19 protein-coding genes are annotated in these 18563 nt (G+C 66.4%); 14 read left to right on the forward strand and 5 right to left on the reverse strand.

Annotated elements, in window-relative coordinates; all coding sequences use genetic code 11:
- Positions 1-8 precede the first annotated feature (8 nt).
- The 11 genes from RBB39_RS16830 (at position 9) to ruvX (ending at position 10425) form a co-directional block, all read left to right on the forward strand.
- Positions 9-1004, forward strand: coding sequence for an amidohydrolase (locus RBB39_RS16830; protein ID WP_306169213.1), 996 nt, complete (start codon positions 9-11; stop codon positions 1002-1004).
- A 93-nt stretch (positions 1005-1097) separates the two neighbouring features.
- A complete protein-coding gene (locus RBB39_RS16835; RefSeq protein ID WP_306169214.1) occupies positions 1098-2093 on the forward strand; it encodes a TRAP transporter substrate-binding protein in 996 nt (331 codons plus the stop codon).
- A gap of 59 nt (positions 2094-2152) precedes the next feature.
- Complete coding sequence (locus RBB39_RS16840; protein WP_306169215.1) at positions 2153-2734, forward strand: TRAP transporter small permease; 582 nt, start codon at positions 2153-2155, stop codon at positions 2732-2734.
- Positions 2731-4011, forward strand: coding sequence for a TRAP transporter large permease subunit (locus RBB39_RS16845; RefSeq protein ID WP_108449625.1), 1281 nt, complete (start codon positions 2731-2733; stop codon positions 4009-4011). Before RBB39_RS16840 ends, RBB39_RS16845 begins: the two co-directional genes overlap by 4 nt.
- 9 nt (positions 4012-4020) lie before the next feature.
- The gene (locus RBB39_RS16850; protein WP_306169216.1) at positions 4021-4953 is read left to right on the forward strand and encodes an amidohydrolase; all 933 of its coding nucleotides are present in this window, start codon (positions 4021-4023) and stop codon (positions 4951-4953) included.
- Positions 4954-5030: 77 nt separating this feature from the next.
- Positions 5031-6608, forward strand: coding sequence for an aldehyde dehydrogenase (NADP(+)) (locus tag RBB39_RS16855; protein ID WP_306169217.1), 1578 nt, complete (start codon positions 5031-5033; stop codon positions 6606-6608).
- A 146-nt stretch (positions 6609-6754) separates the two neighbouring features.
- Positions 6755-7099 carry a hypothetical protein gene (locus RBB39_RS16860; protein WP_083970522.1) on the forward strand — a complete coding sequence of 115 codons (345 nt, stop codon included), beginning with the start codon at positions 6755-6757 and terminating at the stop codon, positions 7097-7099.
- Positions 7100-7508: 409 nt separating this feature from the next.
- The gene (locus tag RBB39_RS16865; protein ID WP_306169229.1) at positions 7509-8168 is read left to right on the forward strand and encodes a S1 RNA-binding domain-containing protein; all 660 of its coding nucleotides are present in this window, start codon (positions 7509-7511) and stop codon (positions 8166-8168) included.
- A gap of 127 nt (positions 8169-8295) precedes the next feature.
- Complete coding sequence (gene gshB / locus RBB39_RS16870; protein WP_306169218.1) at positions 8296-9261, forward strand: glutathione synthase; 966 nt, start codon at positions 8296-8298, stop codon at positions 9259-9261.
- A 151-nt stretch (positions 9262-9412) separates the two neighbouring features.
- The gene (locus RBB39_RS16875; protein WP_045993847.1) at positions 9413-9970 is read left to right on the forward strand and encodes a YqgE/AlgH family protein; all 558 of its coding nucleotides are present in this window, start codon (positions 9413-9415) and stop codon (positions 9968-9970) included.
- A complete protein-coding gene (gene ruvX / locus RBB39_RS16880; protein WP_306169219.1) occupies positions 9970-10425 on the forward strand; it encodes a Holliday junction resolvase RuvX in 456 nt (151 codons plus the stop codon). Before RBB39_RS16875 ends, ruvX begins: the two co-directional genes overlap by 1 nt.
- 92 nt (positions 10426-10517) lie before the next feature.
- Here ruvX and RBB39_RS16885 read toward each other — a convergent pair whose 3' ends face one another.
- A complete protein-coding gene (locus RBB39_RS16885; protein ID WP_045993849.1) occupies positions 10518-11840 on the reverse strand; it encodes an APC family permease in 1323 nt (440 codons plus the stop codon).
- A gap of 83 nt (positions 11841-11923) precedes the next feature.
- The gene (locus RBB39_RS16890) at positions 11924-12736 is read right to left on the reverse strand and encodes a carbon-nitrogen hydrolase family protein (protein ID WP_306169220.1); all 813 of its coding nucleotides are present in this window, start codon (positions 12734-12736) and stop codon (positions 11924-11926) included.
- A 116-nt stretch (positions 12737-12852) separates the two neighbouring features.
- On the opposite strand from RBB39_RS16890, the gene RBB39_RS16895 reads away from it, so the two are divergent.
- Positions 12853-13659 (forward strand): helix-turn-helix transcriptional regulator, encoded by an 807-nt coding sequence (locus RBB39_RS16895; RefSeq protein WP_306169221.1) that lies wholly within the window; start codon positions 12853-12855, stop codon positions 13657-13659.
- Between the two features lie 43 nt (positions 13660-13702).
- Here the strand turns inward: RBB39_RS16895 and pyrB are convergent, their stop codons facing one another.
- Positions 13703-14731, reverse strand: coding sequence for an aspartate carbamoyltransferase (gene pyrB / locus RBB39_RS16900; protein WP_306169222.1), 1029 nt, complete (start codon positions 14729-14731; stop codon positions 13703-13705).
- A 273-nt stretch (positions 14732-15004) separates the two neighbouring features.
- On the opposite strand from pyrB, the gene RBB39_RS16905 reads away from it, so the two are divergent.
- A complete protein-coding gene (locus RBB39_RS16905) occupies positions 15005-15901 on the forward strand; it encodes a PhzF family phenazine biosynthesis protein (RefSeq protein WP_181248713.1) in 897 nt (298 codons plus the stop codon).
- A gap of 78 nt (positions 15902-15979) precedes the next feature.
- Positions 15980-16384 carry a hypothetical protein gene (locus RBB39_RS16910; RefSeq protein ID WP_306169223.1) on the forward strand — a complete coding sequence of 135 codons (405 nt, stop codon included), beginning with the start codon at positions 15980-15982 and terminating at the stop codon, positions 16382-16384.
- A gap of 88 nt (positions 16385-16472) precedes the next feature.
- Here the strand turns inward: RBB39_RS16910 and RBB39_RS16915 are convergent, their stop codons facing one another.
- Positions 16473-17681, reverse strand: coding sequence for a multidrug effflux MFS transporter (locus RBB39_RS16915; RefSeq protein ID WP_306169224.1), 1209 nt, complete (start codon positions 17679-17681; stop codon positions 16473-16475).
- A gap of 150 nt (positions 17682-17831) precedes the next feature.
- Entirely contained in the window at positions 17832-18467 is a 636-nt protein-coding gene (gene maiA, locus RBB39_RS16920) for a maleylacetoacetate isomerase (RefSeq protein WP_045993880.1), read from the reverse strand.
- Positions 18468-18563 lie beyond the last annotated feature (96 nt).

The raw sequence follows: 18563 nt of genomic DNA on the forward strand, positions 1-18563 counted from the left end.
GAAGGGCGATGCATCTGCGAAAGGCGCGCCAGCGCTTTCTGGACAGTGGCGATGACCGGGACCTGCCGGTGGTGGACGCCCATCTTCACTTCTGGGACCCGACGCACAACTACCATCCCTGGCTGTGCGACGAGCCGATGATCCCGTTTCGCTACGGCGACTACGGTGCCATTCGGCGGCCCTTTCTGCCCGACGAGTATCGTCGGCTGGCAGGCCCCCACAGTGTGATGGGCTGCGTCTATATGGAGGCCGAGTGGGCACCGGGCCAGGCACTGGAGGAGGCGGACTGGATCCAGCAGTTGCACGAGGCAACCGGCTGGCCCGACGCCATGCTGGCCCAGGCCTGGCTCGATCGTGACGACGTCGAGGACCAGCTGGAGGCGCTGTCGCGCTTTGCGCTGGTCAAGGGCGTGCGCCACAAGCCGGCGAGTCTGCCGCGGGAGGACTATCGGCCGGGCCATGGCCTGGCCGGCTCGCTGGAGTGCCCGCGTTACCAGGCAGGGGTGGCGTCGCTGGCGCGGCGTGGCTGGATCTTCGAGCTGCAGGTGCCCTGGTGGCATTTGGGCGAGCTGGTGGCGCTGCTCGAGCGTCATCCCGAGATGCCGGTGGTGATCAACCACGCCGGCGTACCCGGGGACCGCGCGCCGGCCACCCTGGCCGGCTGGCGTGAAGCGCTGGCGAGGGTCGCGCCCTTTCCCCAGGTCATGCTCAAGCTGTCTGGCATCGGGCTGCCTGACGCACCCTGGCGGGTCGCCGACAACCGTGAAGTGTTGCGCACCGCCATCGCGCTGTTCGGCCCCGAGCGCTGCATGTTTGCCAGCAACTTCCCGGTGGACAGCCTGGTCGTCGATCTCGCCGAGCTGTTCGACGCCTTCAAGGCGGTGAGCGCGGACTATACCCGGGAGCAGCGCCTGGCGATGTTCTGCGACAACGCCCTGCGCTGCTATGGCCTTGATGGCGACGCGTTCAGCGTCACCAGTGACGATGCCGGTGCGGCTGGGTGACAGCCGCCGTCCTGGTTGAGTGCTCGGCGACAACGGCTCGCGCATCAAAACGAATAATGCATAAAAAGCAATAACATAAAAGGAAGCCCCAAGATGAAGATGATAAAGAAGGCCCTACTCACTTCGCTGCTGACGGCCGGTCTCGGTCTCGCCATTACCAGTCAGGCGGCGGTCACCGCACGCATGGGAACCAGCCTGCCCGACACCCACCCCCAGACCCTGGGCGCCAACAAGTTCGCCGAACTGGTCGAGGAAAAGACCGGAGGAGAGGTCAAGGTTCAGGTGTTCAGCAACGGTATCCTCGGCAACGACGTCAACATGACCTCGATGCTGCAGGCTGGCACCCTGGCCTTTACCGCGCCGTCCACCGCCACCCTGGCGAGTCTCAACCCCAACTTCAGCATCGTCAGCCTGCCGTTCCAGTTCGACGACAGCGAGCACGCCGACGCGGTGCTCGACGGCCCGGCCGGGCGCGACCTGTTGGCCAGTCTCGACGACAAGGGCCTGGTCGGTTTCGAGTTCTGGGAAAACGGCTTTCGCCACATCACCAACAGCCGCCGTCCGGTACAGACCGCCGAAGATGTCGAGGGGCTGAAGATCCGCACCATGCAGAACGAGCTGTACATCGACATGTTCAACGGCCTCGGTGCCAACGCCGTGCCGATGCCGGTCAACGAGCTGTTCACCGCGCTGGAGACGCGCACCGTCGACGGCCAGGAGAACCCCTACAGCGTGATCGACACCAAGCGCTTCTTCGAGGTCCAGCAGTACCTGTCCCAGACCGCCCACGCCTACGACGCCCAGGTGCTGATCGGCTCAAAAAGCTTCCTGGACAGCCTCAGCGACGAGCAGCGTCAGGCGGTCCGTGAGGCTGCCCGCGAGGCCACCCTGTATCAGCGCCAGGCCAGCCGCGAACTGAACGCTAGCCTGCTGGCCGAGCTGTCCGACAAGATGGCGATCAACGAGGTACCGCTTGAGCAGCGCCGGGCCATGGGCGAGCGTCTGGCGCCGGTGATCGAGGCGCACCGCAAGGCGCTCGGCGAGGACTTCGTCGCCGCGTTTGAAAAGGCCTTGGCGGACGCCCGCTGAGGTCGACGTGGAAACCTTCGGGGCGGCGTCGCCGCCCCCTCCTTCAGGAGGTCGACGCCATGTCGCAATCCTCTCGTTCCACTCATTCCACTCATTCCACCCCGGAGCACCGAGGCGAGGGCGACAGCGCCGGCTCGGCGACGTTTCTCGCGCGACTGTCGCGTTGGACCGAGCGGGTGCTGAACGCTCTGATGGTGATGGCGCTGGTGGTCATGATCGCGCTGGTGTTCACCAACGTGGTGCTGCGCTACGGCTTCAACAGCGGCATCTCGATGAGCGTCGAGCTGTCGCGCTTCCTGTTCGTCTGGGTGACCTTTCTCGGCACCGTGGTCTGCCTGATGCGCCATGAGCACCTCAGCGTCACCACCTTCAGCGATCGCCTGCCGGCGCCGCTGCAGGCGGTGCTGGCAAGGCTGGTGACCCTGGTCATGCTCGGCTGCTGCCTGATGCTGCTCAAGGGCAGCTATGCCCAGACGCTGCTCAACTGGAGCAATGTCTCGCCGATCAGCGGCATACCGGTCGGCGTCTTCTACCTGGCTGGACTGGTCGCCGGCGCGCTGATGTCGGTGATTCTGGTCTTTCGACTGCTGGCCCCGGCCTCGCTGTTGCGGCCGGCCCCGTCCGTGGAGGGGCTGTCATGACCATCGGACTCTTTCTGACCTCGCTGCTGGCCTCCATCGGGCTCAGTCTGCCGATCGCCTTTGCGCTGCTGGTCAGTGCAGTGGTGCTGATGCTGCACCTGGGGCTGTTCGACTCCCAGATTCTGGCCCAGAACCTGGTCAACGGCGCCGACAGCTACACCCTGCTGGCCATTCCGTTCTTCCTGGTGGCCGGCGAAGTGATGTCGCGCGGCGGTTTGTCCAAGCGCATCGTGGTGCTGGCGATGAGCCTGGTCGGCCATCGCAAGGGCGGGCTCGGCTTCGTCGCCATCTTCGCTGCCATCGTCATGGCCAGCCTGTCCGGCTCGGCGGTGGCGGACACCGCAGCGCTTGCCAGCATGCTGCTGCCGATGATGCGCGAGGCCGGCTACCCGCTGGGGCGTTCGTCGGGGCTGATGGCGGCCGGCGGCATCATCGCGCCGATCATTCCGCCGTCGATCCCGCTGATCATCATCGGCGTGGCCGGCAGCATTTCGATCACCAAGCTGTTTCTGGCCGGCATCGTGCCGGGGCTGATCATGGGCGTGACCCTGGTGCTGATGTGGCTGTTCATGACCCGCAAGGAAGACCTGGTGGTGGCCGAGAAGGCCACCGGCAAGGAGCGCCTCAAGGCGCTGCGCCAGAGCTTCTGGGCCATGCTGCTGCCGGTGATCATCATCGGCGGGATCAAGACCGGCATCTTCACCCCCACCGAGGCAGGGGTGGTGGCCGCGGTCTACGCCATCCTGGTATCGACGCTGATCTATCGCGAGCTGAGCCTTGCCCAGCTCTACCAGGTGCTGGTGCAGGCAGCGCGCTCCACCGCCGTGGTGATGTTCCTGATCGCCGCTGCCAGCGTGGCATCCTGGCTGATCAGCATCGCCCAGCTGCCGATGATGGTGGCGGACCTGCTGTCGCCGCTGGCCGATGACCCGCGCCTGCTGATGCTTGCCATCATGGCCATCGTGCTGATCGTCGGCATGGTCATGGATCTGACCCCGACCATTCTGGTGCTGACTCCGATCCTGATGCCGATCGTCAAGATGGCCGGTATCGATCCGGTCTACTTCGGCATCATGTTCGTACTGAACTGTGCCATCGGTTTGATCACCCCGCCGGTGGGCAATGTGCTCAACGTGATCACCAGCGTCGGTCAGCTCAAGTTCGAGAAGGCGGTGTCCGGCGTCATGCCTTTCGCCCTGGCCTACGTGGTCATCCTGCTGCTGTTCGTGGCCTTCCCCCAGATCATCACCGCGCCGCTCTACTGGCTGGCCGGTTGAGGAGACCGCATGACGACACAACCCTTGATCGACGCACACCATCACTTCTGGGCCCTGGACGGCAGCGTGCACTACCCCTGGCTCGAGGACGAGATCGACCCTCACTTCTTCCTGGGTGACTACGCGGCCTTCCGGCGTCCGTTTCAGGCGCCGGACTTGAAGGCGCTGGTGCCGGACGGTTATCGACTGGTCGGTACGGTGCACTGCGAGGCAGAGGCCGATCGCCGTGAACCCGAGCGCGAAACCCGCTGGCTGACCGTCCACGCCGAGCGCCACGGACTGCCCATCGCGCTGGTCGGCTGGGCGAACTTTCTGGATGCCGGCTGCGAGGCTCAGCTCGAAGCGCAGATGGCCTCGCCGCTGTTTCGCGGCGTGCGCGCCAAGCCGATCACCGCCGCACGGCCCGACAGGCTGGCCGAGGTCCACGGCCAGCCCGGATCACTGGAGGACGCCGACTGGTGCCGGGGATTGCGTCTGCTGGAAGAGCGGGAGCTTTCCTGGGACCTGCGGGTACCGGCCTGGCATCTGCAGGCTGCCGCTCGCACCCTGGAGGCGACGCCGGAGCTGCGAGCCATCCTCAACCATACTGGGCTGCCCTGGGACCGCTCCAGCGCAGGGCTCGAGCAGTGGCGCCAGGGCATGCGCGCCCTGGCCGAGAACCCCGGGGTCACGGTCAAGCTGTCGGAACTCGGCAGCCCCATGGCGGCCTGGGACGAGGCAGCCAACGTCGCCATCCTGGCCGAGGCCATCGAGATCTTCGGACCAGATCGCTGCGTGTTCGCCAGCAACTTCCCGGTGACCGGGCTCAACGCCAGCTACGCCGACTGGCTTGCCATGGTGGAGCGTGCCATCGCCCTGGTGGCGCCCGAGGCCCGACAGGCGATCCTTCACGACAACGCCGTACGCTGCTATCGCCTCGATATCAGCGAGCCAGCGTCCTGAGCCAGGGATGTGCCATCCCTTAGATCTATCTTTTCCACGAATTTGACGTTTTTTACGACCCGACGAGGAGCAGAGTCATGACCCTGGAAGGCAAGCAGCTGATCGGCAGCCAGGCCATCGAGGCCAAGGGCGAGCCCATCCACGCCGTCAATCCGGCCACCGGCGAGACCCTCGAGCCTGGCTACAAGGCAGGTTCCAAGGCCGAGGTCGAGCGCGCCTGCGAACTGGCCTGGGCGGCCTTCGATAGCTACCGCGAGACCGGCCTCGAGGCCCGAGCGACCTTTCTCGAGACCATTGCCGAGGAGATCGAGGCGCTCGGTGATGCCCTGATCGAGCGGGCCATGCAGGAGTCCGGCCTGCCCCAGGCACGTCTTGAGGGCGAGCGTGGCCGCACCTGCGGTCAGCTGCGCTTGTTCGCCTCGGTGGTGCGCGCCGGCGAATGGCTCGACGTGCGCCACGATCCGGCCCTGCCGGACCGTGAACCGATGCCGCGGGTCGACCTGCGCCAGCGCCATATCGCGCTGGGTCCGGTGGCGGTGTTCGGCGCCTCCAACTTCCCGCTGGCGTTCTCGGTGGCCGGTGGCGACACCGCCTCGGCCCTGGCTGCCGGCTGCCCGGTGGTGGTCAAGGCCCACTCGGCCCACCCCGGCACCTCCGAGTTGGTCGGCCGCGCGCTGCAGAAGGCGGTGGCCCGCTGTGAACTGCCGGAAGGCGTGTTCTCGCTGCTGTTCGGCTCCGGTCGCGAGGTCGGCCAGGGCCTGGTCAGCGACGCGCGGATCAAGGCGGTGGGCTTCACCGGCTCGCGCAGCGGTGGCACCGCCCTGATGAAGACCGCCCAGGCGCGTCCCGAGCCGATCCCGGTGTACGCCGAGATGAGCTCGATCAATCCGGTGTTCCTGCTGCCCGAGGCGCTCAAGGCCCGTGGCAAGGCGCTGGGCGAGGCCTTCGTCGGCTCGCTGACCATGGGGGCCGGCCAGTTCTGCACCAACCCGGGGCTGGTGATCGCGGTCAAGGGCGAGGCGCTCGACGGCTTCGTCGAGGCCGCCGCCGAAGCGGTCAAGGGTGCCGGTGCACAGACCATGCTGACGCCGGGCATCCACGACGCCTACACCCAGGGCGTCAACACCCTGGGCGGCAGCGACAAGGCCCGTGAAGTGGCGCGCGGCCCCCAGGGCGACGGACCCAACCAGTGCCAGGCCGGCCTGTTCGTGGCCAAGGCCAGCGACTTCCTCAATGATGAGGCGCTGCAGGCCGAGGTATTCGGTTCGACCTCGCTGGTGGTCGAGTGTGCCGACCTGGACGAGGTCAAGGCACTGGCCGAGGGTCTCGAGGGGCAGCTGACCGCGACCCTGCAGATGGACGACGGCGACATCGACGCAGCCCGTGGCCTGCTGCCGATCCTCGAGCGGCGTGCCGGTCGGGTGATGGCCAACGGCTGGCCCACCGGGGTCGAGGTGTGCCACGCCATGGTCCACGGTGGCCCCTATCCGGCCACCTCTGACTCGCGCACCACCTCGGTCGGCAGCGCCGCCATCCACCGCTTCCTGCGCCCGGTGTGCTATCAGAACCTGCCGGACGCCCTGCTGCCGCAAGCGCTCAAGGATGGCAACCCGCTGAACGTCAGCCGCTTGGTGGATGGCAAGCGCGAGAGCTGAGCCTTTCCCATCAGTCGCTGTCGATGAAGAAAATCACCGTCATTGAGGTGAGCGCTGGGCGCCCGGATCGAGTAGCTTGTAAGGGATAGCGTCTACCCAACTACTCTGAAATGGGTATTCCTGCCCGCTGATGAAGGAGAAGGATGATGGCGAGACGTCGTGCAGCCTCCCCGATGGCTCAATGGGGTACGCCCCTTGGCTACTGGATGATGGGGATGAAGATGACCCAGATGCTGGTCGAGGCCCAGATGGTGATCGGCATGCGACTGATGGGGATGAAAGGGTTCTGGTCGGTGGCTCCCGGCGAGGACCTGCGCATGGTGACCGAGAAGATGACGGCCTTTACCCAGGCCGCCATGGCCGCCCAGCGGGCGGCGATCAGTGGCCGCAGCCCCGACCAGGTGCTGACGGCGGCGATCAAACCCTTGGGGCGCAAGACATCCTCCAACACCCGGCGGTTGAGCAAGCGAGGGCCGAGCTGGCCGACCTGAGCGTCGTTGCACAGGCGTTCGTCCCAAAGGCAGGGTACAGGCCGTCTGTGGGTCTGACCTTGTAGGTGCGAGCTTGCGGGTGTGGGCTTGCATGCGTCAGCTTGCAGGCGTCAGCTTGCAGGCGTCAGCTTGCAGGCGTCAGCAAGGCAAGTGCCGCGGGCTGTATCATATGCCCGCGGCAGTCGCCATAATGGGGCTGCACATTCTTGTGGAACCCCTCCCCATGTCAGATTCCCGCCGTCGTGGTACACCACCGCGCTCCAGCAATGACAAGCCGTCTTCGCATCGCTCTTCGAACAGCGCCTCGAACGACGCTGCGAACAGCCGTTCTCGAAGTGCTGCCGGCAAGTCCTCGCGGTCGACCTCGTCGGGACGATCTCGTCAGGGCCACGGCTCACCCAAGGTCGCCATGGGCGAGGTGGCGGATCTGCGGGTGGTGCAGGTCACCGACTTCGGCGCCTTTCTCGACTGGGGCCACGAGCGTGACCTGCTGCTGCCACTCAGCGAACAGCGCCTGACGCCGGCCGTGGGCCGGCGCGTACTGGTCAAGGTCAGCGAGGACCGCAGTGGACGGCCGGTGGCTTCCCAGCGTCTCGAGCGCTACATCACCGATCACAGCGATGATCATCGCGCCGGCGATGAGGTCGCCCTGGTCATCGCCGACACCACCGACCTGGGGGTCAAGGCGGTGGTCGATCACCGCTGCTGGGGGCTGATCTATCACGATGAGATCAGCCGCCCGCTGCGCCGCGGCCAGCGCCTGACCGGCTACGTCAAGCGGATGCGCGAGGATGGCCGGCTGGACTTGTCGCTGCTGCCGCCGGGCTCGGCCCGTCTGGACGTGGTCGGCGAACAGGTGCTCAAGGCACTGCGCGACGCTGGCGGCTACCTGCCGCTGTCGGACAAGAGTCAGGCCGCCGAGATCAAGGCGCGCCTGGGCGTCAGCAAGAATGCCTACAAGCAGGCCATCGGTCGGCTCTACAAGCGACGCCTGATCATCATCGAGGACAGCGGGGTGCGCCTGGCGCCCAGGGACGCTGGCACCACCACAACCGATGACAGCGCTTGAGGTAGTGCGCTGGACGGCGGAAAGGCGCCTTGCAGGTTTAAGAGGAGTGTCGACAGCGACTGACCTTGGTGGTGCCTGGGGTGTCGGGCATACTTGACGGCATCAACCGCTAGCGGACGACCCCCGAATGACCAATCGCCCCCTTCGTGTCGGCGTGGTGATGGACCCCATCGACCAGCTGACCTACAAGAAAGACACCAGTCTCGCCATGCTGTGGTCCGCTCAGGATCGCGGCTGGTCGCTTTCCTACATGGAACAGGAAGACCTGTTCCTCAAGGAAGGCCGTGCCTATGCCCACCAGCGCCCGCTGCAGGTCCACCGCGACCCGCAGCACTGGTTCGACCTGGGCGAGGTCGAGTCGCGGCCGCTGGCGGAGCTCGACGTCATCCTGATGCGCAAGGACCCGCCGGTGGATGGCCACTTCCTCAACGCCGTGCATCTGCTGGCCTTCGCCGAGCGCGAGGGCGTGCTGGTGGTCAACCCGACCCGGCCGCTGTTCGAGTGCAACGAAAAGCTGTTCGCCCAGCAGTTCCCGCAGTGCTGCACACCGACCCTGGTGTCCTGTCGCGACAGCGAGATCCGCGTCTTCCAGGCCGAGCACGGCGACGTCATCTTGAAGCCGCTGGACGGCATGGGTGGCAGCGGCATCTTCCACATCGGCCCCGAGGGGCGGAACCTGGGGGCGGTGATCGAGACCCTGACCGAACGCGGCCGGCGCCAGATCATGGCTCAGCGCTTTCTGCCGGAGATCAAGGACGGCGACACCCGTATCCTGCTGGTGGACGGCGAGCCGGTGCCCTTTGGTCTGGCGCGGATCCCGTCCGCCGGCGAGACCCGCGGCAACCTGGCCGCCGGCGGTCGCGGCGTCAGCCGCGAGCTGACCGATCGCGACTACTGGCTGGTCGAGCAGGTCAAGCCGGTGATCAAGGAGAAGGGCCTGATGTTCGTCGGGCTCGACGTGATCGGTGACTACATCACCGAGATCAATGTCACCAGCCCGACCTGCGTGCGCGAGATCGATGACCAGCGCGGCACAGACATCGCAGGCCTGCTGATGGACGCCATCGAGCGTCGCCTGGCGGCGCGCGGCTAGACCGTCGATCACGTCGAGTTTTCCCCACAGTCACTGAGCGCCATGCCCCCGGATGGTACACTGGGGGCATCCTGCCGGGCCGTCGGGGCGACGACTCGCCCTGAGGCCTGGCCACGCATCTGGACGGCGCGCAAGACCGCCTGGGAGTCACATGCAAAGCTTGAAGAACCATTTCTTGATGGCCATGCCCCATCTGGAAGACCCGAACTTCGCCGGGACGCTCAGCTACCTGTGCGACCACGACGAGAACGGCACCATGGGCGTGATCGTCAACAAGCCCACCGATCTGACCCTCGACGCCCTGTTCGAACAGCTCGAGATCAGCGTGGAAGAAGCGGCCAACGCCCAGGCCCCGGTGTACTACGGTGGCCCGGTGCACAAGGATCGCGGCTTTATCCTGCACTCGGGCTCCGCCGAACCCTGGGATTCGAGCATCCAGGTCACCGACGATATCGCCCTGACCACCTCCATGGACATGCTCCAGGCGCTGGCCAAGGGCGAGGGCCCCGAGCGCTTTCTGGTGTGCCTGGGCTGCGCCGGCTGGGAGTCCGGTCAGCTCGAGAACGAGCTGATGGACAACGCTTGGCTGACCGTGGAAGGCCGCGCCAACGTGCTGTTCGAGACGCCGCCGGAGCAGCGCCTGTCGGCCAGCGCCGGGATCCTCGGCATCGACTTGAACCTGATGACCCGCGAGGCCGGGCACGGCTGATGGCCAGTCGTAAGCGTGAGCCGGGCGAGCGCTTGATCCTGGCCTTCGACTTCGGCACCCGGCGCATCGGCGTATCGGTGGGCAACGAGCTGTTGCGCAGCGCCAGGGAGCTCGAGCCGCTGCCGGCCCGGGATGGCATTCCCGATTGGCAACGGGTGAGCGCGCTGATCGAGGAGTGGCAGCCCGACCGTTTTGTGGTCGGCCTGCCGCTCAACATGGACGGTAGCGAGAGCGAGATGAGCACCCGTGCGCGCAAGTTCGGCAAGCGGCTGTTTGGCCGCTACGGCGTCGAGTGCGAGATGTTCGACGAGCGCGGCACCACCCGGGAGGCCAAGGCCATCGCCCGGGAGCAGGGACACGGGGGAAATTACCGCAAGGAAAGCGTCGATGGCATCGCTGCGGTGCTGATCCTGGAAGGCTTCTTTGCCCGGGAGGAAGGGTTGCCGAGCCGCTGAGGTTGCCACTGTTGCACCGAACTTGTGAAGCACCAAAAAAAGCCCGAGGCCATGGCCTCGGGCTTTTTTCGGGGCAATCGACCCAGGCAGGTTCAACCCTCCAGGCTTAGCTCCGGTGTCGCCTGGCGGAAGCCGCGGGTCAGCCAGGCCAGCCACGCCAGGCCGCAGGCCAGCCAGATCCCGCCCAGCATCAGTGCGGAGCGGTCCAGGCTGGCCATCAGCCACAGGATCGCTAGCAGACCGATGGTCGGCGCGACGAGGAAGTATAGGCTGTCGGCCAGGCCGCGTCGGCCCTGCTTGATGTAGTAGTGGGCGATCACCGACAGGTTGACCAGGGCGAAGGCCAGGAAGGCCCCGAAGTTGATGAAGGAAGCCGCCGAGAGCACGTCCATGGTCAACGCCAGCAGCGCCACCACGCCGCTGAGTATCAGGCCACCGGTAGGCGTGCCGAAGCGTCCCAGGCGCCCAAGCAGGCGGGTCGACAGGACGCCGTCGCGGCCCATGGCGTAAAGCAGTCGCGAGCCGCTGGCCTGGGCCGCGATGCCGGAGGCAAACTGGCCGACGACCAGGCCGATCAGAAAGATCGAGACGAAGACGTCTCCGCCGATATTGCGGGCGATCTCGTAGGCGGCGGCGTCGGCATTGGCGAACTCGTAGCCCGGCGCGGCGAGCTGCACGAAATAGGACACCAGGATGAAGATCAGGCCGCCCAGCAGGGTGATCAGCAGGATGGCGCGGGGCAGGGTCCGCTCGGCGTCGCGGGTCTCCTCGGTCAGGGTGGTCACCGCGTCAAAGCCGAGAAAGGAGTAGCAGGCGACGGCGGCGCCCGCCATCAGCAGTGGCATCTGGGGGCTGTCGGCGCTGCCGAGGAAGGGCGTCAGGCTCCACAGCGGCTGGCTGGGGTCGCCGAGTACGTAGTGCACCGCCAGGGCGACGAAGGCGGCGATCACCAGCACCTGAACCAGCATCAGCACGCTGTTGACCAGGCTTGCTAGTTTGAGGCCGATGATGTTGATGAAGGTGGTGACCGCGATAAAGGCGATCAGCCACACCGGCACCGGCACGGACGGAAAGGCCGAGTGCAGATAGGCGGCACCGATCAGCCAGATCACCATGGGCAAAAACAGGTAGTCCAGCAGGATGGCCCAGCCGGCCATGAAACCCAGTCGATCGTTGATGGCGTGGCGCACATAGGCGTAGGCGGAGCCGGCCACCGGGTAGGCGCTGGCCATGCGGCCATAGCTGTGGGCGGTGAACAGCATGGCGATCAGTGCCGCCGCGTAGGCGCCGGATACCGCGCCTTCGGAGACCACCGCCAGCACGCCGAAGGTGCCGAGGACGATGATCGGTGTCATGTAGGCAAGGCCGAATAGAACGACCTGCCACAGGCCGAGTTGGGGCTTGGAGTGAGACATCTTGGGGCTCGCGTTATGGTTGTTGGTGATGGACGGTCGGGTCAGGCAACCATGGTCAGGCAATCATGGTCAGGAAAGCCGGGTCAGATGAGGCGGAAGCCGGGGCCTCGTGAGTCGTCGTCGCGCTGAAGGTCCAGCGAGACGCGTCGATCGGCCAGGTAGTCATAGTCCCGCCGGGCACGATTCAATAGCTCGAGGTCGAGCGATACCCGGTGAACCCCCGCGTCGCGATCGGCCTCGAACAGGGTCTCGCCAAGCGGCGAATACGCCGCGCTGTGGCCGGCGAAGGTCAGGCCGGCGCCCTCACCGCAGCGGTTGGCCATGGCGACAAAGCACTGGTTGTCCTGGGCGCGGGCCTGGGCGGCGCGGGCGTGTACCGGCCCGTAGGGGTCCATGTTGCCGTTGGTCACCAGCATCAGGTCGGTGCCCAGCGCGCCCAGGGCCCGTGCGGTCTCGGGGAATTCGATGTCGTAGCAGATCATCAGCCCCAGGGTCAGCCCGCGCCAGCGGGTGACGCCGATGCGCTGGCCCAGGCCGACCAGCTCCCGCTCATCGGGCCACAGGTGGGTCTTGCGATAGGTGAGGGCGATGCCATCTTCCGGGGTGATCAGTAGCGTGGTGTTGTAGACACCATCGGCGGCCCGCTCGAGCAGGCCGATGGCCAGGGCGCAGTCGTGGTCACGGCTGGCCTGGATCAGACGAGCCACCTCCGGGCCATCGAGCGCCAGGGCACGATCGTCGACGTGGTCTTGTTCGGCAAAGCCGCTGAGATGCGTTTCGGGAAAGACCACCAGCGACACCTGGTCGCCGTGGCGTTCCAGGGTGCTCAGGGCGGCGTCCAGGTTGGCCTCGATGTTTCCCTCGATGCCGGGAAGTTGTGCCAGGGCTATCTGCATGGAAGACTCCACAGCCGTTGTTGTCGGTTGGCGTTTTATAGAATGTCAGTATCCTCTATTCACCGAGGCTGCCTATTCCATGGCAGGGTTACCCCCATAGGGTGAGGCGCCGACAGATGTCGCAGAACAGTGAGGAAGGAACCACGGGAATGCTTGAGGCGATGGGCTGGCATCGCGACTTCGCGCGCCTGCTGGCACGCCTGGAAAGTGAAGACTTCTGGGAGGCCGTCAGCCGCACCCTGGCGCGCCACATCGTCTACAACACCTGGGTGGCGCTGGTCTTCCATGCCGACCAGCCGCCGACCATCCTGGCCGAAAGCGACGAGGACGACGGCGCCGATGAAGGCCTGTTCGAGGACTACCAGCGCGGCCTGTATCTGCTGGATCCCTTCTATGTCGCCGCCCGTGACAATGGCCTCGATGGCCTGGTAACGCTGGATGACGTGGCCCCGGCACGGTTCACCGCGACCGAGTACTACCAGCGCTACTTCCGGCGCAATATCGTCAGTGACGAGGTGCAGATCAATCGGTCACTGGGCGCTGGTCGTACCCTGTGCCTGTCGCTGGGTTCCACCCGAACCTTCCTGCACAGCGAAATCGGCCTGCTGCATCTGGTCGAGCCCTGGCTCGGTGAGCTGATGCGACTGCGCATGCACTTCGAGCGCTGCGGCGAGACGCCCGGCCCCCATCCCTGGCATCCGCACCGAGGTGGCGTCGAAGAGACGGCGACCCGCTTCGGGCTGACCGATCGCGAGCGCGAGGTGAGCCAGTTGATGCTGGGCGGCGGGTCGACCAAGGAGATCGCCCGACGCCTGTCTATCTCGGTGGAGACCGTCAGGGTCCACAAGAAGCACCTGTACGCCAAGCTCGGGATCAACACCCAGGCCGAGCTGTTCTCGCGCTTCTGGCAGGAGCGCCCCTGAACCTGTGGCGCCGGCGCCAAGCTTCCGCCCGGCACCGCCGCAGCTAGAACTTGGCGTCGTCCACACCGACGCTACCCGGCACAAACCAGGGCACGTCGCGCAGGTCGCGCTCGATCAGGTGCTCGACCTTGAGCAGGGTGGCGAAGATCGCCATGCGCACCGGAATGCCGTTGTCGGTCTGGCGGAAGATCGCCAGGCGCGGGTCGCCGTTGAGGTCGACGTCCAGATCATTGGCCTCCGGACGGCTGTCCCGGGGCAGCGGGTGCATGATGATGGTGGACGGGTTGCAGCGGCTGTCCATGAAGGCGCGGTGGACGGTGAAGTCCCGCGACAGGTTGAAGCCTTCGCTCATCTCGGCGGTGAAGCGCTCCTTCTGGATGCGGGTGGTGTAGACCACGTCGACATCGGAGAAGTCACCGGCCAGGCTCTCGCGTACCTCCACGTCCAGGCCCTGGCGGCTGACCCGCTCGATCAGGTGGTTGGGCATCTCGAGCCCCGGCGGCGCCACCAGGGTCACGCGCATGGGCGCGTAGAGCGCCAGCAGCTTGATCAACGAGTGCACCGTACGGCCGTACTTCAGATCCCCGGTCATCAGAACGTGGGCACCCTTGAGGGTCTTGCCCTGGCGGCTGAATTCCTTGTCGATGGTGTAGAAGTCCAGCAGCGCCTGGCTCGGGTGCTCGCCGGGGCCGTCACCGGCGTTGATCACCGGTACGTGGGTGGCGCCGGCGAACTCGGCCACCGAGCCCTGGTCCGGGTGACGCATGACGATGGCGTCGCAGTAGCCGGCCATCACGCGGCTGGTGTCGTAGAGCGATTCGCCCTTGGCCATCGACGAGAAGGTGAAGCCGGTGGTGTCGCAGACGCTGCCGCCGAGCCGCGAGAAGGCGGTGTGGAAGCTGACACGGGTACGGGTGCTGGCCTCGAAGAACAGGTTGCCGAGCACCGCGCCTTCCAGCACCCGGGTGACCTTGCGTCGCTGGGCGACGGGTTCCATGGCGGCCGCCACCCGCATCAGGTGATCGATATCGTCGCGGGACAGGGAGTCGATGGAGAGCAGGTGGGACATCACGGCGGCCTCGGCAGTGGGAACGGGCGCTAGTGTACCGCTGGTGCACACTGAGTTCAGCCTCGAAGAGCGCTTGCCGTGCCCCTCATCAGATTAGCGAGGCCGTCAAGGCGGTGACGGATGCTTGCCAACGCTCTAGCGTTGACTTTGCCGTAGAGGGGTTTGCTCGTTCGCGCGCTGGCAAGGTGGACGCCGGGGCCTCTATGCTGGAAGGCGCCACCGGTGTCGGGCGCATGTAGCCTGGCCCTGGTCTACCAAGTCCAAGTGGAGCCGCCTATGCTGCCGTCCCTGACCCGCTACTACCTGCTCGATGTATTCACCGACCAACCGTTCGCCGGGAATCCACTGGCGGTGTTTCTCGACGCCGACGGTATCGCGGGGGAGCGCATGCAGGCCATCGCCAACGAGCTGAACCTGGCCGAGACGGCCTTCGTCGGGCGGGCCCAGGCGAGCCGGCATTTTCCGGTACGTATCTTCACTCCTCACCGCGAGCTGCCGTTTGCCGGCCATCCGAGCATTGGCGTGGCCCATCTGATCGCCGCCCAGGGGCTGGTGCATGCTGGCGAGGTCAGCGCCGATAGCCCGGTCATCCTGGATCTGGCTGGCGGGCCGCTTAAGGTGACCTATGAGGGCGACCTGGCACGCTTCAAGATGGCGCGCACGCCGGAGGTCGGCACCAGCACGCTGGGCCAGTCCAGCGCAGCGGAGCTGGCCGGGCTCGAGCTCGATGACGTCGCCGCGGACCCGGTCCAGGCCTCCTGCGGATTGCCGTTTCACCTGGTCGAACTGGTCAACGTCCAGGCGCTGGCGCGGCTGGCGCTCGATGGCGAAGCCTGGCAGCGCCACGTGTCACCCAGCGCCGTGGAGCAGGTCTACTTCTATGTGCGCGAGGCCAAGGAATCCGGCGAGATTCACGCTCGCATGTTCTCGCGCCACGCCGGCAGCTTTGTCGAGGACCCCGCCACCGGCAGCGCGGCGGCGGCGCTGGCGGGATTTCTGGGACAGCAGTCGAAGAGCCAGGGCAACAACTGGCGCATCCACCAGGGCGAGGCGATGCACCGCCCAAGCCAGATCCACGCCCGCGCCACCCGCGACGACAAGGACAAGGTTACCGTCGAGATCGCGGGGCAGGCGGTGCTGATGGGCGAGGGTGGTCTCTATCCTCGTGACTGAGGCATCGTCCTTGGTGATCGAGGCGTCACCGAAGCCCGTGCCTTTACCACCCTGTCACTGCACTTTCTGGAGTCTTGCATGACCCGTCATCTTGTTCTGGCCTTTGTCGCCGGCTTTCTCGCTGTATTGTGTTTCCACCAGCCGGTAGTGGGGCTGTTGCACGCCTACGGGGTGATCCCCTTTGCCCCCTATTCCACCTCACCCGCCGCCCCCCTGGGCGTGCCGGCCTGGTTTTCGGCGAGTTTCTGGGGCGGCGTCTGGGGGTTTGTGATGATGCTGGTGTTCGCGCTCAGGCGGATCGATCAGGGGGGCTGGTGGAAGGCAGGGTTGTTCGGCGGCATCGCCCTGACCCTGGTGGCCATGCTGGTGGTGTTCCCGCTCAAGGGGCGCGGCATCGACCCGGCGATCTTACCCATCGGCTTTATGGTCAACGGCGCCTGGGGCCTCGGCACCTGGATGTTCGTGCGCGCCTGGCGTCAGTAGATGCGCCCTGCTGAAGCGACAGCGGCCCCGTCTGAAAACAGGCGGGGCCGCTGTCGTTAAGGTTCGCGGGTCCCGTAGCGCTTGGTCGTCAGGCCGACGCCGTCTGCGCTTCCAGGGCGCCCTTGTCGGTGACGATAAAGTGGTAGCAGATCAGCGCCAGCACGCCGGACAGGCCGATGGCGATGGCCATGCTGTGGGAGGTGCCGTCGTGGAACTGTCCGACCAGGGCACCGACACCGGCGGCGATGCTCATCTGGATAAAGCCGAACAGCGCCGAGGCCGAGCCGGCGCAGTGGGGGTTGGGCGCCAGGGCGCCGCCCATGGTCTGCGGCATGATGATGCCGAAGCCGATCATGTAGGCCATGTGGGGGCCGATGACTGCCCAGGGAGTATGCACCCCGGCCAGCGCGAGCAGTGCCATGGCAGAGCCGCCGAGGGCGGCGATCAGGCTGGCGGCGACCAGCAGCTGGTGACGGCTGCGGCGACGGCTGAGCTTGGCGCTGGTCAGCGAGCCGATGAAGAAACCGAGCACGATGGCGGCGAACAGGTAGCCGTAGACGTCGGGGCTGACCCCCATGTAGTCGATCAGCACGAACGACGAACCCGACAGAAAGGCGAACAGACCGGAGAAGGCAGCGGCGTTGGCCAGGGTATAACCGACGAAGTCGCGCTGGCCGAGCAGCGAGCGGAAGGTGATGGCCAGCGCCGAGGGCTTGATCGACTGGCGCCGGTCCCGCGGCAGCGGCTCGGGCATCATCGCGATCAGCCCCAGCATGGCGGCGGCGTAGAGCGCCAGCAGCAGGAAGATGGCGTCCCAGCCGAACCACACCAGTAGCCCCGCACCGACCACCGGGGCCAGCGCCGGGGCCAGTGCCATGACGCTGGCCATGTAGGAGAGGATGCGGCTGGCCTCGAAGGGGCCGTGGATGTCGCGCACCGCGGCGCGGCCCAGCACCGGCCCCGCCGAGCCACCCAGGGCCTGGAAGAAGCGCGCCACCAGCAGCGTCTCGATATTCGGCGCGAAGGCGCAGACCAGGCTCGCCAGCAGAAACACCCCCATCCCGAGTGCCAGCACCGGCTTGCGACCGAAGCGATCGGACAGCGGACCGCACAGTAGCTGCGCCATGGCGAAGCCGATCAGATACAGCGACAGGGTCAGCTGGATCTGATCGGCTCCGGTGCCCAGCGCCTCGCGCATGGCTGGCATGGCCGGCAGGTACATGTCGGTGGCCAGCGGGCCCAGGGCGGTCAGCGCCGCCAGCAGGGCCACGGTGGCGCGGGAGGTCGGGTTCAGCACACGCAACTCCTTGGTGTCAGGTACGGTGACGGTCGGGTCAGGGAAAGCGAAGGGAGCGCTTTTCGCGCTCCCTTCGCGGTGTCGATGCTGCTGCTTGGAGGCAAACATCGTTCCGTCAGTGTTTCCTTAGTCGGCTTATTGTAGCCGATCTCACACAGCGTCTGGCTGAACACCCGGTGCCGCCTTGTCGAAGGCCGGCAGCGCTCGCGCTCGCTCCGATACCGCGCGCACTCGCGCAAAGGGCACGAGGTCGCACTCGAAGCGCTCGGCGTTGAACACCTGGGGTATCAGGCAGACGTCGGCCAGGGTCGGCTCATTGCCGACGCAGAAGTCGCCCATGGTGTGCTCAAGCATCGCCTCGACGGCGGTCAGCCCCGTTGCTACCCAGTGGCGGTACCAGGCGAGCCTGGCGTCATCCGATAGTCCGAGTTCGCCGGTCAGGTGCTTGAGCACCCGCAGATTGTTCAGCGGGTGGATCTCGCAGGCGACGGCCTGGGCCAGCGCCCGGATCTTCGCCCGATGCTCGGCGGAGCCGGGCAGCAGCGGCGGTTCGGGGTAGCGCTCGTCGAGGTATTCGCACAGCGCCAGGGATTGGGTCAGCGCCTGTCCCTGGTCGGTGACCAGGGTCGGCACCAGGCCCTGGGGATTGCGCGCCAGATTGTCGGCATCACGCTGCTCGCCCTTGACCAGATTGACCGGGTGATGGTCGAGGGTGATGCCCTTTAGATTGGCGACGATGCGCACGCGATAGGCCGCCGAAGAGCGAAAGTAACCGTAGAGTTGCATGGCAGGTTCCAGAAATTGGCGGGGGCGGGCGCGATGCTCGTGTGGCGGCCCGAGCGGTGGCGGGACGCCCGCCGGGGACGGCGGGCGTCGAGGGCC

It is taken from the genome of Halomonas sp. MMSF_3323 (assembly GCF_030733595.1).
In the GTDB taxonomy this organism is placed as follows: Bacteria; Pseudomonadota; Gammaproteobacteria; order Pseudomonadales; family Halomonadaceae; genus Halomonas; species Halomonas litopenaei.

Coding starts and splice junctions, on each gene's coding strand:
- RBB39_RS16830 (WP_306169213.1), top strand. CDS start 9: ATGCATCTGCGAAAGGCGCGCCAGCGCTTTCTGGACAGTGGCGATGAC.
- RBB39_RS16835 (WP_306169214.1), top strand. CDS start 1,098: ATGAAGATGATAAAGAAGGCCCTACTCACTTCGCTGCTGACGGCCGGT.
- RBB39_RS16840 (WP_306169215.1), top strand. CDS start 2,153: ATGTCGCAATCCTCTCGTTCCACTCATTCCACTCATTCCACCCCGGAG.
- RBB39_RS16845 (WP_108449625.1), top strand. CDS start 2,731: ATGACCATCGGACTCTTTCTGACCTCGCTGCTGGCCTCCATCGGGCTC.
- RBB39_RS16850 (WP_306169216.1), top strand. CDS start 4,021: ATGACGACACAACCCTTGATCGACGCACACCATCACTTCTGGGCCCTG.
- RBB39_RS16855 (WP_306169217.1), top strand. CDS start 5,031: ATGACCCTGGAAGGCAAGCAGCTGATCGGCAGCCAGGCCATCGAGGCC.
- RBB39_RS16860 (WP_083970522.1), top strand. CDS start 6,755: ATGGCGAGACGTCGTGCAGCCTCCCCGATGGCTCAATGGGGTACGCCC.
- RBB39_RS16865 (WP_306169229.1), top strand. CDS start 7,509: ATGGGCGAGGTGGCGGATCTGCGGGTGGTGCAGGTCACCGACTTCGGC.
- gshB (WP_306169218.1), top strand. CDS start 8,296: ATGACCAATCGCCCCCTTCGTGTCGGCGTGGTGATGGACCCCATCGAC.
- RBB39_RS16875 (WP_045993847.1), top strand. CDS start 9,413: ATGCAAAGCTTGAAGAACCATTTCTTGATGGCCATGCCCCATCTGGAA.
- ruvX (WP_306169219.1), top strand. CDS start 9,970: ATGGCCAGTCGTAAGCGTGAGCCGGGCGAGCGCTTGATCCTGGCCTTC.
- RBB39_RS16885 (WP_045993849.1), bottom strand. CDS start 11,840: ATGTCTCACTCCAAGCCCCAACTCGGCCTGTGGCAGGTCGTTCTATTC.
- RBB39_RS16890 (WP_306169220.1), bottom strand. CDS start 12,736: ATGCAGATAGCCCTGGCACAACTTCCCGGCATCGAGGGAAACATCGAG.
- RBB39_RS16895 (WP_306169221.1), top strand. CDS start 12,853: ATGTCGCAGAACAGTGAGGAAGGAACCACGGGAATGCTTGAGGCGATG.
- RBB39_RS16905 (WP_181248713.1), top strand. CDS start 15,005: ATGCTGCCGTCCCTGACCCGCTACTACCTGCTCGATGTATTCACCGAC.
- RBB39_RS16910 (WP_306169223.1), top strand. CDS start 15,980: ATGACCCGTCATCTTGTTCTGGCCTTTGTCGCCGGCTTTCTCGCTGTA.
- maiA (WP_045993880.1), bottom strand. CDS start 18,467: ATGCAACTCTACGGTTACTTTCGCTCTTCGGCGGCCTATCGCGTGCGC.